The following is a 14961-nucleotide window of genomic DNA, read 5'->3' as shown; positions in this document are numbered from 1 at the left end:
GGCGCGCGCTTACCCGAGCCGGCCGCTGTCTGCCGCGGCGGACACGGCCGACCGCTGCCTGACCGCCGTGGCCAGGGCGCCGAACAACTCGGCACGCGACCCGAGCCGGCCGCTGCGCACGCTGACCGCCTGCGCGCCGGCCGGCTGGGCATAGCGGTCGACGGACTCGCGCACGCCGAGCACCAGCGGCCTGCCCGCGGTACCGAGCTCGCCGCCCAGGATGATCGCCGCGGGATTGAGGCAGTTGACCAGATCGGCGAGCACGCGGCCCACCGTACGTCCGGCGTCCGTGATCACGCGGGCGGCGGCGGAGTCGGGTTCCAGCTCCGACAAGGGGGGAACGGCCATCGGGCCACTGGCCGGGCCGGTCTTCAGCACATGGATGAGCTGACGTCGCACCTGCGTGAGGGAGACGACGGTCTCCAGGCAACCGCGGCTGCCGCAACGGCACCAGCTGGTGGCGCCGGGCAGCTGCGTATGGCCGATCTCTCCCGCGATGCCGGTCGAGCCCCGGTAGGTCCTTCCGCCGAGGACGATGCCGGCCCCGATACCGTGCGAAGCCTTGATGTACAGGAAGTCGTCAAGACCCTGACCGGCCCCGTAGGCGCGCTCGCCCCTCGCACCCATGTCCGCGTCGTTGCCGACCGCCACCGGCTGGCCCAGCCGCCGGCTCAACTCGTCGGCCGGGTCGAGGCCCACCCAGTCCGACAGGATGGTGGGAGCCCGCACCGTCTGGGTCCGGACGTCCAGAGGGCCCGGGATGCCCGCGGCGATGCCGAGCACGTCGTCCAGTTCGTGGCCGGCCTCGGCCAGCGCGCGCCCGACCAGGGAAGAGGCGGCGTCCAGTGCCTGCGTCGGCCGCCCGTCCACATCGAGCTCCTCCGAGCACTCGGCGAGTATCTCTCCCGTGGCCGTGGCCGCCGCGGCCGTGATGTGGGAGTGCCCGAAGTCGATCCCCGCCACCACGCCGCTCACCGACCGAAGACGGACCACGTGCGCCTTGCGGCCGCGACCGGACGCACCGGACAGCGCGGCGCCTTCGCTGACCAGACCGTCGGCGAGCAGTGACGCGACGCACGCGCCGACAGCGCTGCGGGAAAGACCGGTGAGCCGGCTCAGATCCGCCCGGCTCACGGCGTCGTGTTCCGCCAGGACGGCGAGCAACTGGTCCCGGCTGCGGCGGCGTCGCGCCGAGACCGGCTCCGTGGTATCTGTCATGGCGCAACTTTAGAGGCTGCAATTACTCCGTTGAAAGAACAGAAGTCTGCTGCCCTTGGCTCCATGCCGGGCTCTTACGCCCAGCAATTCGACCCGTCAGCGGATCAATGGCTGGTGCTGTGCTCGTGGATGAGCCGCAGTGACTCGTCACGGTCCCGCCGGTCGAGGGCGTCGACCAGCTCGCGGTGCCGCGCTCTGCCGCGGGCAGCCCCTCAACGTGTCGACGAGGGCGAGCGCGTCCCCGGGGGCTTCGCCGCCCAGCCAGCCGACGACCTGGTCCGGGCGCACCAGGAGCAGGCGGGCGCCCAGCCGCCGGGCGTAGGCGCTCGACGCCGCCTCCGGCAGATTCACCACCGTCAGCGGAACGCCACGTACGCGCGCCGCCTCCTCGACGGCCGTCACCTCCGGCCCGCGGCCCCCGAGGGCGAGGAGCGTCAGTCCGTCCCCGAGCAGGTCGTACAGGGAACGACCGTCGTCGAGGAACACGTGGGGCAGGCGGGCGCCCTTGCGTGCCTCGCCTGCCGAGCCCTTGCCGCCCACGGGGAGGATCGGCGAGGCGGGGATGCGCAGTCCCAGGACGAGGTCGAGCGAGTGGAACTCCGCCCGCTTGGTCTCCTGGATGCGCGCGCCCGCGGCCCGGCGGGCCTCCTCGCCCGCCGGGCCGGTCTCGTCCAGGTTGTCGGCGAGCAGCTCGGTGGAGAGCACGCGCATATTGGCGGTCGCCTCGCGGATGACGCGTTCCTGAACGGGGCGCCGTTCGCTCTCGTAGCTGTCGAGCACGCCGGGCGCGCCCCAGCCCGCCAGCGAGGCCGCGAGTTTCCAGCCCAGGTCGACCGCGTCGCCGATGCCGGTGTTGAGTCCGTGGCCACCGAACGGGGGGTTGAGGTGCGCGGCGTCACCGGCGAGGAACACCCTGCCGTGCCGCATGCGGTCGACGATCTGCATCCGCGCGGTCCACGGGTCGGTGGAGACCACCTCGGCCGGCACGTGCCGGCCCGCCACGCCGTCGATGATGCGGTGCGCCTCGCGTTCCCCGGTCTCCCGGTCGACGCCGAAGGCGATGGCCCACCAGGTGTTCCTCCGGTCCAGCGGACCCACCAGCGCGGGAGCGGAACGATTGATGATCCAGTACTGCACGGCCGGCCCGTGGCGGACGTGGTCCCAGAGGCCGGTGCTCTCGAAGACCATGCCGAAGTTCGGGCGCAGGAACTCCCCGCCCACATAGCGGGAGCCGATCTGTTCGCGCACCACACTGCGCGGCCCGTCACAGCCGATCACGAAGTCGGCGGTGACGGTGCTCCGTTGCCCGGAGCCGTTCTCGACGGTCACGGACACCATGTCGTCGGTCTGGCTCACGGCGACGACCCGCGACCCGAGCACGAGCCGGCACGCGCCGAGTTCTTCCACCGCCTCGCGAAGGACCTCCTCCAGGACATACTGCGGCGCTTGCTGGCCGGTCTCCGGGAAGCGATCGCCTTCCGCGGCGAGCCCGAGGACACCCGTGAAGCGCGACAGCTCCCGGCCGGCCAGTGAGGTGCAGAACACGACGTCCTGGGACCAGGACACGGGCAGGGGCGCCCGCGCCCGCAGCCGGTCGGCCAGGCCCCATCGGCGCAGGTGTTCCATCGTGCGCACGTTGAGTGTCTTGCACCGCGGCCGGGCCCTGGAGACGGTGGGGCGCACCTCGACGACCAGGCAGTCGACGCCACGGCGCCCGAGCTCGACGGCTGCCGCGAGTCCGACGGGTCCGCCGCCGGCGATGAGGACCTGGACGTGCCGCGGCAGGCGCGTGTCGCCGGCCGACGACGTCACCCCTCGTCCCCTGCTGTACGCGGTGCCGTCTGCCGCGTCGCGGCCCAGTGTGCGCACTCCTCGGCGAACGCGAGCTGGCGCAGGTGCAGCGCGTGGCCGAGTGTGTGGTGGTCGATGCAGTGGCCGGTGCCCCGGGCGACGCTCGCGTCGACGAAGGGGGCCGCCGTGAACAGCGCGGCGAATCGGGCGACGTTCTCCGGGCCGCTGCTCCACAGCGCGTCGTACTCGGCGAGCGCGTTGTGCACGGGAACGGCGACCCGGGGGGCGACGGTGGGCAGATGCTCCCTCGGCCAGGCCGGGGCCTGTACCAACTCCCGTACGGGCACGGGCGCGTAGGACTCGTGCGCTTGCCGTAGCCCCTCGCTCCTGTACGTGTGTGCCGGGCCGAACATCACCTTGTCCCGCTCCTGGTACGGCAGGTCCACGGTCTCGTCGGGCGGAAGGGAACCGAGGGCCTCCGCCGCTCCGCCGCTCGGGATGACGGCACCCATTCCGGTCGCCGAGACACCGATCAGGGGGAACCCGGGATCCGAGGCGGCGATCATCAGGGCGATCATGCCGCCGATCGAGTGGCCGAGCAGAAACACACTGCCGGCCGCGAGGCGTGCCGCCGCCTGCGCCATGGCGTCACCGAGCAGTCGCGCGTGCCGGGTGAAGGTGTTGGCGTCCGGCTCCAGAGGCGTGCTGCCTCCGTAACCCGGGCGGTCGAAGGCCACGACCGGGTAGCCGTGCGCGGTGGCGACGTCGAGGAAGGAGCCCTCGGGCGCGCCCGCGACATCGAAGTAGCGCGCCGTGTACGTGCCGCCGTGGAGGGCGGCGATCAGGGGCTTGCCGGTCGGTTCGGCGGGACCGGCGGTCACTGCCGTTATTCTGTGCCCGTCGACCTCGAAGATCAGAGGTTCGCGTTGCTTGGCCATCTGTGGCCTCCTGCCGGAAGGTTGGCTCATCCGCCGAACGGCGCGTAGTCCTGGGTGATCTGCTTGTACTCGAGGAAGTCCTCCAGGGAGGCGAGACCCCCCAGCCGGCCCACGCCGCTGGACTTGAAGCCGCCCTCCTCGAACTCGACGGTCAGGTTGGCCCAGCTGTTGACGGAGATGAGCCCCGCGTCGAGCTGCCGCGCCACGCGCATCGGGCGGTCCGCGTCCCGGGTCCACACGCATGCGCTGAGCCCGTATTCGTTGTCGTTGGCGAGGCTGACGGCCTCCGCTTCGGTGTCGAAGACCTGGACCGTCTGCACGGGCCCGAACGTCTCCTCACGCACGATCGGGAGCGAGGAGTCGGAGACCGCGAGGAGCGTGGGGTGGTAGAAGGCGCCGTCCTGGAGTTCGGGACGCGTGCTGGGGCCGCCGCGGACGAGCGGCTTGGCGCCGGACGCGATCGCGGCCTCCACCAGGGCGTCGACCCGGGCGACCGACGCCTTGTCGATGAGGGGGCCGATCTGGCTGGCCGGGTCGGAGGCCGGCCCTGGACGCACACTCTCCAGCCGCTGGGCCAGAGCCGAGGTGAAGTCGTCGGCGATCTCCCGCTGGACCAGGACCCTGCTGCCCGTCATGCAGAACTGCCCGGCGAAGACGGTGCACGACTGGACGGCGGTGGCGAGCGCCGCCTCCAGGTCCGCGTCGGCGAAGACCAGGTGCGGGGTCTTGCCGCCGAGCTCCAGCCCCACCCGCTTGAAGTGCGCCGCCGCGCCCTGGGCGACGAGGCGTCCGGTGGCGGTGCTGCCGGTGAAGCTGATCACGGGCACCCGCGGGGATCCGACCAGCAGCCGGGCGACGTCGGAGCCGGACTCGACGAGGACGTTGACCGCCCCCTTCGGCAACTCGGGAACAGATGCCAGGATGTCGCTCATGAGAGCCGCGGTGCGCGCCGCCTGCCCGGGCATCTTCACCACCGCCGTGCATCCTGCCGCCAGCGCCGGGGCGAGCGCGCGGATACAGAGGTAGGCGGGGGAGTTCCACGGAACCACGATCCCGGCCACGCCGACGGGCTGCCGGATCGACAAGGCCTGACGGCCCGGGTGGGTGTCCGTGACCCGGCCGTGCGGCTGCAGAGCCAGTCCCGCCGCGAAACGCAGCGCGCGGAGGATGAAGTGCGCTTCGAAGCCCGCTTCGGGCCGCAGCTTTCCGTTCTCCTCGCACAGGGTGCTGACGACCTCGTCCATACGCCGGTCGTACGCGTCGGCGAGATGGCTCAGGGCAGTGGCCCGCACCATCGGGTCCGAGCGCCAGGGCCCGTCCGTGAAGGCGCGGTGCGCCGCGTCGATCGCGGCCTGCCCCAGCTCGGCATCCGCTTCCGCGTACGTGCCGATCACTGCGCCCGTGGCAGGGTCGACGCTGTCGGAGGTTCGGTGTGAACCGGTCCACTCTCCGTCGATCCAGTGTCGTGCGGTGTCTTCGCGGGCCATACCGGCAACTCCTTGCTTGTCCTTGCTCGAGACGGAGGGGAGGGCGAGCGGCGGGTGTGCGCCGGACCGTGGCGTCGCCTGCTGCTGGGTGCGGCGCGCTGTCACCGGAGACGGAGCAGGCGTTCCGCGTTGCCGTGGGCGATCTTCGTCCGGTCGGCCTCGCTCACCGGCGCGGTACGCAGGAACTCGGTGGCCGTCGCCATGTCCTCGAAGGGGTAATCGGTTCCGAAGAGGATGTGCTCGGGGCCGAGCGCGAGCAGTGCGCACAGCAGCGGAGGGGCCGAGCAGACGCCGCTGGTCGTGATGTACAGGTTGTGCCGGACGTACTCCGACGGGTAGCCCCGGGCGAGTTCGATTCCGTGGTGGTTGTGGTAGTCCCAGCGCGAGTCCAGCCGCCACAGTGCGTAGGGCAGCCCCTCGCCCATGTGGCCCAGCAACAGCTTGGCCTCCGGGAAGTCGTCGAACACGCCGCCGAAGACGAGACGCAGGAAGTGCGAGGCGGTGTCCGTGCCCCAGCTCCACATGGGCCCGACGAGTTCGGGGTGCCCCTCGATGACATGGGGCGTTCCGACGCCGTTGGCGGGATGCAGGTAGAGCGGTACGTCGAGGCCCTCGGCGCGCTCCCACACCACGCGCAGGCGGGGGTCGTCGAGGTAGGTGCCCTGGGTGTGGGCGTTCACCAGCGCTCCGCGCATGCCCAGTTCGGTCACCGAGCGCTCCAGCTCCTTGGCGGCGGCCTGCGGGTCCTGAAGCGGCAGTGCGGCGAAGCCGGCGAACCGGTCGGGCTGGTCCGCCACCACGCCGGCGAGCAGCTCGTTCACCGCCGCCGCCTGTGCCACCGCGGCTGCCGCGTCCGTCTCGGCCTGGATACCGGGGGAGTTGAGGGACAGCACCTGCATGTCCAGCCCGGCCGCGTCCATCTCGGCCAGCCGCTCGCCGGTGACGTCCAGCAGCCGCCGGGAGGCCTCCCGCCACTTGTCCGGCTGGAGGATCGAAGCCGACGAGGTGCCGTGACCCACCAGCTCGGGTGTGACGAAGTGCTCCTCAAGGCCGATGGTCCGCATCACGGCTCCGTTTCACTAATATGCACTGACTTCATGGATAGTGAAACGCGCACTCCGTCGGTGTCAACCCTCCGGAGCGGGGAAGGCCGGGTCACTCCGTCAGGTCCAGGGCAGCGCACACGATGCTGTCCGTGTCGATGCCGTGATGGCGGTAGACGTCGTCCGGCGAGCCGGACTGCCCGAACCGCGTGACCCCCAGAGTGGACACGGGGACCCGGTGGATCCCTGCGAGGAAGGACAGGGTGTGCGGATGGCCGTCGAGCACGGTGACCAGGGGAGTGGCGCGATCCGCGGGGAAGGCCTGGTCGAGGACCCAGGTGTCCGCGTGCCCGTGGCCCATGCGGCTGTCGAGGGCCCGGAACAGCAGACCGGGGCTGGTGACGCAGACGACGTCCGCCGCGGTGCCCTGCTGTGCGAGACGGTCGGCCGCCGCCAGGGCCTCGGTGACCATGGCGCCCATGGCGGCGATGGTGACCCGCGGGCTGCCGGTACGGCGCAGCGGGTATGCGCCGGCGACGACCTGGCGGCGGCGGCGCTCACGGGCGGCGGGATCGGTGGGCACCCGGGCGAGTGACTGGTCGACGGGCCGGGTGGACAGCCGCAGATAGGCGGACGCGCCGTCCGGCTTGCCCAGGCGGGACAGCGCGGCCAGCAGCGTCCACTCGGTGTCGAGCGCGAAGGCGGGCTCCCAGGCCGTGCAGCCGGGTTGCTCGATGCCGAGCGACGGCGTGGTGATGGACTGGTGGGCGCCGCCCTCCGGAGCCAGGCTGACGCCCGAGGGAGTGCCCACCAGGATGGACTGGCCTCCGGCGTAGATGCCGAACGACCAAGGTTCCAGGCAGCGTTGCACGAAGGGGTCGTACAGGACGCCGATGGGCAGCAGGGGTGCGCCCCATCGGCTCCAGGTCGCGCCGAGCTCGCCGAGCAGGCCGACGAGGTTGGTCTCGGCGATCCCGAGTTCGATGTGCCGGCCGGTGGGCTTCTCGCGCCAGTGCAGCAGCGTCTCGGCGTCGTCGTGGAACCAGTTGACGCGCTCGGTGGGCGCCCAGACGCCCGCCTTGTTGACCCAGCCGCCCAGGTTGGTGCTCGAGCTGACGTCAGGGCTTACGGTGACGACGCGGCGTGCCGCCTCGGGAGCGGCGCGCGTCAGGTCGAGCAGCACGCGGCCGAGGGCGCCCTGGGTGGTCGCGGTGCCGGTGGGCGTCCGGCCGATGTCGGTGGGCACGAGCGGGGGAGCCTTCGGCTCGATCGGCTCACGGTTCAGCCGTGCCCCGGCGTCGGCGCACAGGCGTCCGGCGGCCGATCCGGCGGGGAAGGCGTCCCAGGGGCGTGCGGGATCGGCGTGCGTCCGGGATGCCAGCTCCAGCATCTGGTCCTCGGTCAGCAGCGAGGAGTGGTTCTGCGGATGCCCCTCGGTGGGCAGGCCGTGGCCCTTCACGGTGTAGGCGAGGATCACGGTGGGACGGTGGTCCTCGACCGAGCCGATCGCCGCGTCGAGGGCGGCCATGTCGTGGCCACCCAGGTTGCGCAGCGCTCGCATCAGGGTCGGGTCGTCCAGCTGCGACAGGAGTGCGGCGACGGGCCGCGAGCCGGCGCCCTCCCCGGGAAGGCGTTCACGGAGCTCGGCCGCCGAGCAGCGCAGTAGCCGCTGGTACTCCGGATTGGGCATGGCGTCGAGACGGCGGCGCAGCTCGCCGCCGCCGGGGCGGGCGAACAACTCATCGAGCAGCCTGCCGTACTTGAGGGTGAGTACCTGCCAGCCGGCCGAGGCGAACATGCCCTCCAGCCGGCCGGCGGAGATGCCGGGCACGACGCGGTCCAGCGACTGCCGGTTGAGGTCGACGATCCACACCAGCTCACCGAGATGGGCGACCTGCGGGTCGAGCACGGCCTCCCAGACCGCCCCCTCGTCCAGCTCGGCATCCCCGACCAGCGCGTACTGGCGGCCGCCCGGGGTGCCGGCATCGAAGGAGACGTACCGGCGGGCGACGGCGCCCCAGATGGTGGCAGTGGCACCGATGCCGACGGAGCCGGTGGAGTAGTCGACCGTATCGGGGTCCTTCGACCGGCTCGGATAGCTCTGCAGACCGCCGAACGCTCGCAGCGTGGGCAGGAAGCGGGGATCGAGCCTGCCCTGAAGGTAGTTGACGGCGTGCAGGACCGGCGACGCGTGTGGCTTGACCGAGACCCGGTCCCCGGGTCGCAGGTGCCGGAACCACAAGGTGGTCATGATCGACACCATGGAGGCGCAGGAGGCCTGATGGCCCCCGACCTTGAGCCCCGAGGAGTTGGGCCTGACACGGTTCGCGTGGTGCACGATGGCGCTGGACAGCCACAGCACACGGTCCTCGACCTCACGCAGGACATCGAGGGAGCCGTCGTCGAGGGCGCTGGACGTGGGTGAGTGGGCTTCGGCGGTGGTCATGGCGTGACGGACCTCCTGGCGACCTGTGCCCGACCGGACGAGTCGAGTGGTCGGCGAGCGAGAGGGAGAAGCGCGCCGTACGCGACGCGGCAGGGACACCACTCCCCGCGGCGAGGTCCTGGGATGTGCGGGCGAGCCCGTGGCCGTGCCCGGAGCGCGGCCGAGGGACCCACCGCGGGAGCAGCCGTTGCCGTGCAGCACACCATCCGGCCGGAACGTGCGCAAGAGGCGGCGTGATAACAGTGCACAGTGACCAAAACTCCGGTCCCCGCCCCCGGGAAGGTGTTCATCGTGAATCATCCACTGCGCGTCAACCAGACCGATGCCAAGCTCCTGCTCGCCCTGGCCGAGCATCCCCGCGCCACCGCCGTCGCCCTCGCCGACCGTGCGGGCCTGAGCCGCAACTCCGTCCAGTCCCGGCTCACCGCGCTGGACCGCACCGGCGCCGTCCGCTCCTTCGAGCGACGGATCAGCCCGGCGGCACTCGGCTGCCCGCTGACCGCCTTCGTGACCACCCGCGTCGTCCAGCGCCTGCTCGACGAGGTCGCCGCCGCGCTCTCCGCCGTCCCCGAGGTCCTCCAGGTGTACGGCCTGAGCGGCGAGAGCGACCTGCTGGTGCACGTGGTGGCGGCCGACGCCGAGGACCTGTACCGGATCGCGGGACGGATACTCGGCAACCCCGGGGTGGAACGGACCCATACGGCCCTCGTCATGCGCCGGCTGGTCGGCTACCGCGTGACCCCGCTGCTCCAGCGGGTCGCCGACGCGAGAACCGGGACGCGGGAGCGACATGCCTGATAACGTCGGCTCTTCGGTGAGGCTGGCGCGGGTTGCCGTGAGGGAGGGCCGGAGTGGCTGAGGCGAGCACGACCGGCGTACGGCGCGTGCAGACCCTTTCCGTGGTCGAGCAGGTGACCAAGGAGATCCGTCGCTCCATCCTCGCCGGCGATCTGCGGCCGGGCCAGGAGTTCTCCCTCCGTGAGATCGCCGGGCGCCTCGGCGTCAGCATCATTCCCGTACGGGAGGCCCTTCGGCATCTGGAGGGCCAGGGACTGGTCGTCACCGCACGCGGCAAGAGCGCCGCGGTCGCCCCGCTCAGCCATGACGACCTGCGTGCGATCTACCGCCTGCGCAGGCAGATCGAACCGGAACTCGTGGGGCGGGCCTGCCTGCTCCTCACCGATCGCGACCACGACCGGCTCGCGGGCCATCTCGCCGTGTTCGGCGACGTGAGCCTGGGGCTCGACGAGATCTACGAAGCCCACCACGAGTTCCACCTGGACCTGCTGCGTCCCGCCGCCACCGACTGGGACCTGCGCACCCTCGGCATGCTCTGGCACGCGGCCGAGCGCTATGTCCGGCTCGCCTTCGGCGGTCGCGACAGCGACCCCGACGAGCCGCGGCGACGGGAAGCCGCGCACGCGGATCTCCTCGCCGCGGTGGCCCAACGCGACGCCGGCCGCGCGGCGCACGCGCTCCTTGTGCACCTCGACACCAACGAACGGATCGCCCAGCAGGGCATCGCGGCCGTCGTCGACTGACCGGCCCCGCGCGGTCCGTCGGCTCGCAACAAGCTCCTCCCAGAGCCTTTCTGTTATCACATATCACGGCTACCGTGAGAGAGCAGGCTCTCGAACGTGAAACCCGACGTCACAGTCCAGGGAGATCCGCCATGCCAGCGAGTCCCAAGTTCGCCCACGTCGTATTCCAGACAGGTCAGCCGCAGGAGATGCGCGACTGGTACTGCACCGTCCTCGACGGCCACGTCGTCTACCAGGACGATGCGCTGTCGTTCGTCACGTTCGACGAGGAGCACCACAGGGTGGCTCTGATCCATCCGCCCGTACCGCTCAGCCGCAAGGCGCCCGGCACGGCCGCGATGCACCACGTCGCGTACACCTTCGAGTCCGTCGACGACCTGCTCGAACGCTACGTTCTCCTGCGCGACCAGGGTGTCAGGCCGGCGGTGTGCATCGCGCACGGTGTGACCACCTCGATGTACTACCGCGATCCTGACGGCAACATGGTCGAGTTGCAGATCGACCGGTTCGCGGAGCCGGACGACGCCACCGCCTACATGAAGGGCCCCGAGTACGCGGCCGACTCCGTCGGCCCCGCCTTCGATCCCGAGGCCCTTCTCGAGGCACGACGCGGCGGCGCGACGGTGGAGGAGCTCTCCGACCGCGCGTGGGCGCTCGGGGCCGATCTGCCCGACCCGATGCCCGTGCTCATGGGCGGCGGAGCCTGACAGCAAGGGGGCGCGTCACGCCGCGTGCGTTCGTCCGACCCCACCCGCACCTACCAGAAGAGTGTTGGCATGGAACCGAATTGCCTGATCTGTGAACTCGATGAGGCCGACGAGTCCGTTGTGGTCTTGCGCGACGCGCTCTGGGCCGCGGAGGTCGCCCCGGGATACGAGGTACCCGGATGGTTCTTCCTGCGCGCCAGGCGCCATGCGGAGCTGATCACCGGGCTGGACGTACCGGAGCAGGAGACGTTCGGACGGCGGGCCCGTGACATGGTCGCCGCGGTCACCGCGGCGACCGGGGCCGAGGCCACGTACATGCTCATGTTCGGTGAGAACTACCGGCACTTCCACGTGCTGATCGCGGCTCGCACCGCGGACCTGCCCGCCGATCGCCGCGCAGGGGACATCCTCAAACTCAGGGCGGAGAGGACCGACGTCGAGCGCGCGAGGGCACTCGTACCGGCCGTACGGGACGCCTACGCCGCCATGACGGCCGAACCTCCCGTGGCCGACGCGGCATCGGCCGGCGCCGGCTGACCGCCTGCAGGGCACAGCACCCGGGGGCGGCGGCGCGCGAAGGCGCCCGGGCCGTGTGGAGGCCCGGGCGCCGCTGTGCCGTGCCCGTGCTACGTCGCCGGGCTGTGGGTGCCGGTCATCAGGGCGGCGAGATCGTCCGGGGCGAGGAACGACGGCGGAGGCGGCGGCCCCCAGTTGAACAGGCCCTTGGCGCCTTCCAGGACCTCCGGCGTCCAGAGCTGGTCGTCGACGACGCAGTCCATGTCGGAGTAGTACTCGCTGAAGTTGCCCGCCGGGTCTTTGAGGTACCAGAAGAAGTTGGAACCGGCGTGGTGGCGGCCCAGGCCCCAGACGTGACGCTCGGGGTTGTCCTCCAGCATGGCCGCGGCGCCGCGGCCGACCTCGTCGATGTCGTCGACCTGCCAGGAGGAGTGGTGCAGGAAGGTGACCGGCGCGGCCAGCACGAGGATGTTGTGGTGGTCCGTGGAACAGCGAAGGAACGCCCCGTGGTCCTTGATGTAGTCGGACGGCCTGAAGCCGAGCCCGTCACGGAAGAAGGCGGTCGTGGCGTCGAAGTCGGTGGTGCCGACGACGGCGTGCCCGAGCTTGCGGGGACGAACCCTCCCCGTGCGCAGGACGCCCGGGGCACGCGAACCGGTGCGCTCCGCGCGGCCGGGTCCGTTGTAGACGGTGGCCGCGACGGGTGCCTGCGTGAGACGGGGGCTGACCCGCAGGACGGCGCGCACGGCTGTCGCCTGGTCATATGCGGTCAGTGTGCTCGCGTCGAAGGTGCTCGCGACGCCGAGCCGCTTCAACCGGGCAGCGGCCGACGCGAGGTCGTCGGCCGTGTCCACGCCTACGCACAACTCGACGAGGCGGCGGTTCGGTTCGTGGACGATGCGCAGTTGGCGTCCGGCGTCGCGCGTGGTGAACCAGCCGTCGCGGTCCGGGGTGAGGCCGAAGTCGGCGTAGTAGGCGGCCGTCTCCGCGACGTTGGGGACCCCCATGGTGATGGAGGTCAGACGGTGCAGTGCCATGGGGGAACTCCTTCGTCCATCGGGGCCGGGGGCTCAGGCGACGAAGGTCTGGCGCAGCTCGCCGATGCCCTCGATCGCGCTGACCAGTTCGTCCCCCGGGGCCAGCCAGCGCTGCGGGTCGCGGCCCATTCCCACACCGGCCGGGGTGCCGGTGAAGAGCACGTCACCGGGGAGCAGCGGCAGTAGCGCGGACAGGCGGGCGATCAGCGCCGGCACGGAGAAGATCAGGTCCCGAGTGTGGCCCTTCTGCATCTCCTCCCCGTTGACCGAGCAGCGCAGCTCCAGGTCGTCGGGGTTGTCGAACTCGTCAGGCGTGACGAGCCAGGGGCCGATCGGGGCGAACCCGGGAAGGGACTTACCGAGACTGAACTGAGGCGCTGGACCGGCCAGTTGTGCCACACGCTCGGAGATGTCCTGCCCGGCGGCCAGACCGGCGACGTGACTCCAGGCATCCGCCTCCAGGACGCCTTCGGCGCGGCGGCCGATGACAGCCACGAGCTCGACCTCCCAGTCGGTGTGGCCGCCCGCAGGCAGTGTCACCTCGGTGACCGGTCCGCTGATGCTCGTGGCGAACTTGGTGAACACCGGCGGCAGCCCGTCGGGTTCCGAGAACCCGGACTCGGCCGCGTGGTCACGGTAGTTGAGGCCGACCGCCAGGATCTGCCTCGGCGCCGGGGCGGGGGAGCCCAGATCGGCAGGCTCGAACGCCGTGCCCATGGGCAGATCCGCACGGCCGGCCCAGGCGCGGAACTCCTCCCACCGCTCGTAGACGGCCTGCGGCTCGGCGGTGAAGCCGCCGTCACTCGCCCGTTCGACGTCGACGGCCAGGCCGTCACGGATCAGGACCAGGCGGCCGGAGAGGTTGGCGATACGCACGATGTGACTCCCGAAGTGGGGGCAGAGGGCGGTCGAAATAGGGGATGATGAATATGTGGCGCACTGGGGCGCCTCCACGGTGTGAGTGGTGGCGCCCCGGCGCGCATGCCGGGCGGAGGTCCGGCCTCAGGCCACTGGCGCGTACTCGATGCCGCCGGCCCACACGCGCTGGATGTTCCGCGTCGTGCGGATGTCCGAGACCGGGTCGCCGTCGACGAGCACGAGGTCGGCCCGGCGGCCGGGGCTGATGACCCCGCGGTCGTGGAGACCGAATGTCTGGGCCGGCAACACGGTTGTCGCGCGCAGGGCGTCGACCGTGCTGAGGCCGGCCGCCACGAGAAGTTCGAGTTCGTGGTGGAGGCCGGCGCCGAACGCGGGTTGCACCGGGATGCCCTGCTTGCGGTTGGAGTCCGTCCCGGCGAGGATGCGGACGCCCGCCTTGTGGAGCGCGATCACACTGTCGCGCGCCGCGGCATAGCTCAGACCGGGTATGCCCAGGGCGCCGAACCCTTCCATCACGGTGAGCGTGGGGACGGAGACGCGCCGTCCTGCGGCGTACCGGGCGGCCACGGCGGAGGTCACCGCCGTGTCCAGCGGTACGTGGTGGATCACGTCGACGCCCGCGAGCAGCGCCTCGTCCACGGCGGCGGACGTGACGGTGTGGGCGTTCGCCAGCTTTCCGTACGCATGCGCCACGGCGGACAGCGCATTGATCGTGGCCTGGTCGAGGCCGCCGGGGACATCCACGATGATCTTGATGTAGTCCGACCCCTCGGCGACCCGGGCGGCGACGAACCCCGGCGCCTGCGCGGGGTTGTCGACGAGATCGGACTGGGGGAAGCCGGGAAGCATGCTCTCCGTGCTGCCGGGGGCGGTGGCGGGGACACCGGCGCTGCGTATGTCCGTGAGCCCCGGCCGGTGGCGCAGGGAGTCGACCAGGGAAGGCGGCCAGCAGGCCATGTCCAGCGCGGTGGTCACCCCGTAGCCGGTCAGCTGCTCCAGTGTGCCGACATCCTCCAGGTGGACATGGGCGTCGATGAGACCGGGCAGCAGCGTCGCGCCCTTGCCGTCGATCGTCCGAGCGCCAAAGGGGCTGAGCCCGATCACACCACCGTCGATCACCACGGTACGAGGCGCGCTGAGTGCCCGTCCGTCGAAGACCCGCACGTTGGTGAGCGCGACCCTTTCCGGTCTCCCGCCGGTGGTGCGTTCGGCCGCCGCGGCCGTCCCCGGGGCCCCCAGCGCGGCCGGAACGGAGGCCAGCGCGGCGCCCGCCGCGGTCGCCTTGAGGAGGCCGCGTCTGGTCCACTCTCTGTTGTCCATGTGTGCCGTTTCCCTTCTCGGATCTGTTGTCTTCGTCG

13 protein-coding genes are annotated in these 14961 nt (G+C 71.4%); 4 read left to right on the top strand and 9 right to left on the bottom strand.

What is annotated here, in order from left to right:
• Positions 1-9: 9 nt before the first annotated feature.
• From JFN87_RS33520 to JFN87_RS06785, 6 genes are all read right to left on the bottom strand, one after another.
• The gene (locus JFN87_RS33520) at positions 10-1218 is read right to left on the bottom strand and encodes an ROK family transcriptional regulator (protein WP_245178865.1); all 1209 of its coding nucleotides are present in this window, start codon (positions 1216-1218) and stop codon (positions 10-12) included.
• 147 nt (positions 1219-1365) lie between these two features.
• Complete coding sequence (locus JFN87_RS06805) at positions 1366-3030, bottom strand: FAD-dependent monooxygenase (RefSeq protein WP_307865339.1); 1665 nt, start codon at positions 3028-3030, stop codon at positions 1366-1368.
• The gene (locus tag JFN87_RS06800) at positions 3027-3947 is read right to left on the bottom strand and encodes an alpha/beta hydrolase (RefSeq protein WP_209338982.1); all 921 of its coding nucleotides are present in this window, start codon (positions 3945-3947) and stop codon (positions 3027-3029) included. The genes JFN87_RS06805 and JFN87_RS06800 overlap by 4 nt, the downstream gene beginning before the upstream one ends.
• Positions 3948-3973: 26 nt before the next feature.
• The gene (locus tag JFN87_RS06795) at positions 3974-5434 is read right to left on the bottom strand and encodes an aldehyde dehydrogenase family protein (protein ID WP_209338981.1); all 1461 of its coding nucleotides are present in this window, start codon (positions 5432-5434) and stop codon (positions 3974-3976) included.
• 101 nt (positions 5435-5535) lie between these two features.
• Positions 5536-6498: an amidohydrolase family protein gene (locus JFN87_RS06790; protein ID WP_209338980.1), complete on the bottom strand. Its 963-nt coding sequence runs from the start codon at positions 6496-6498 to the stop codon at positions 5536-5538.
• Between the two features lie 91 nt (positions 6499-6589).
• Positions 6590-8923 carry a transketolase-like TK C-terminal-containing protein gene (locus JFN87_RS06785; protein ID WP_209338979.1) on the bottom strand — a complete coding sequence of 778 codons (2334 nt, stop codon included), beginning with the start codon at positions 8921-8923 and terminating at the stop codon, positions 6590-6592.
• Positions 8924-9214: 291 nt separating this feature from the next.
• Here JFN87_RS06785 and JFN87_RS06780 point away from each other — a divergent pair, with 291 nt between their 5' ends.
• The 4 genes from JFN87_RS06780 to JFN87_RS06765 all read left to right on the top strand — a co-directional run bounded on the left by JFN87_RS06780 (position 9215) and on the right by JFN87_RS06765 (position 11708).
• Positions 9215-9721, top strand: coding sequence for an Lrp/AsnC family transcriptional regulator (locus tag JFN87_RS06780; RefSeq protein WP_209338978.1), 507 nt, complete (start codon positions 9215-9217; stop codon positions 9719-9721).
• 53 nt (positions 9722-9774) lie between these two features.
• Positions 9775-10464 carry a GntR family transcriptional regulator gene (locus tag JFN87_RS34290; RefSeq protein ID WP_307865338.1) on the top strand — a complete coding sequence of 230 codons (690 nt, stop codon included), beginning with the start codon at positions 9775-9777 and terminating at the stop codon, positions 10462-10464.
• A gap of 131 nt (positions 10465-10595) precedes the next feature.
• The gene (locus tag JFN87_RS06770; protein ID WP_209338977.1) at positions 10596-11171 is read left to right on the top strand and encodes a VOC family protein; all 576 of its coding nucleotides are present in this window, start codon (positions 10596-10598) and stop codon (positions 11169-11171) included.
• Positions 11172-11240: 69 nt separating this feature from the next.
• Entirely contained in the window at positions 11241-11708 is a 468-nt protein-coding gene (locus JFN87_RS06765; RefSeq protein WP_245178864.1) for a hypothetical protein, read from the top strand.
• Positions 11709-11797: 89 nt separating this feature from the next.
• On the opposite strand, the gene JFN87_RS06760 is transcribed toward JFN87_RS06765, so the two are convergent.
• The 3 genes from JFN87_RS06760 to JFN87_RS06750 form a co-directional block, all read right to left on the bottom strand.
• Positions 11798-12724 carry a VOC family protein gene (locus tag JFN87_RS06760; RefSeq protein ID WP_209338976.1) on the bottom strand — a complete coding sequence of 309 codons (927 nt, stop codon included), beginning with the start codon at positions 12722-12724 and terminating at the stop codon, positions 11798-11800.
• Between the two features lie 33 nt (positions 12725-12757).
• Positions 12758-13600: a fumarylacetoacetate hydrolase family protein gene (locus tag JFN87_RS06755; protein ID WP_209338975.1), complete on the bottom strand. Its 843-nt coding sequence runs from the start codon at positions 13598-13600 to the stop codon at positions 12758-12760.
• Positions 13601-13726: 126 nt separating this feature from the next.
• Positions 13727-14923: an amidohydrolase family protein gene (locus JFN87_RS06750; RefSeq protein ID WP_209338974.1), complete on the bottom strand. Its 1197-nt coding sequence runs from the start codon at positions 14921-14923 to the stop codon at positions 13727-13729.
• Positions 14924-14961: the final 38 nt, after the last annotated feature.

The organism is Streptomyces montanisoli (genome assembly GCF_017813245.1).
Classification (GTDB): Bacteria; Actinomycetota; Actinomycetes; order Streptomycetales; family Streptomycetaceae; genus Streptomyces; species Streptomyces montanisoli.
Note: the sequence above shows the minus strand (reverse complement) of the source record. Positions and strands in the feature narration are given on the sequence as shown.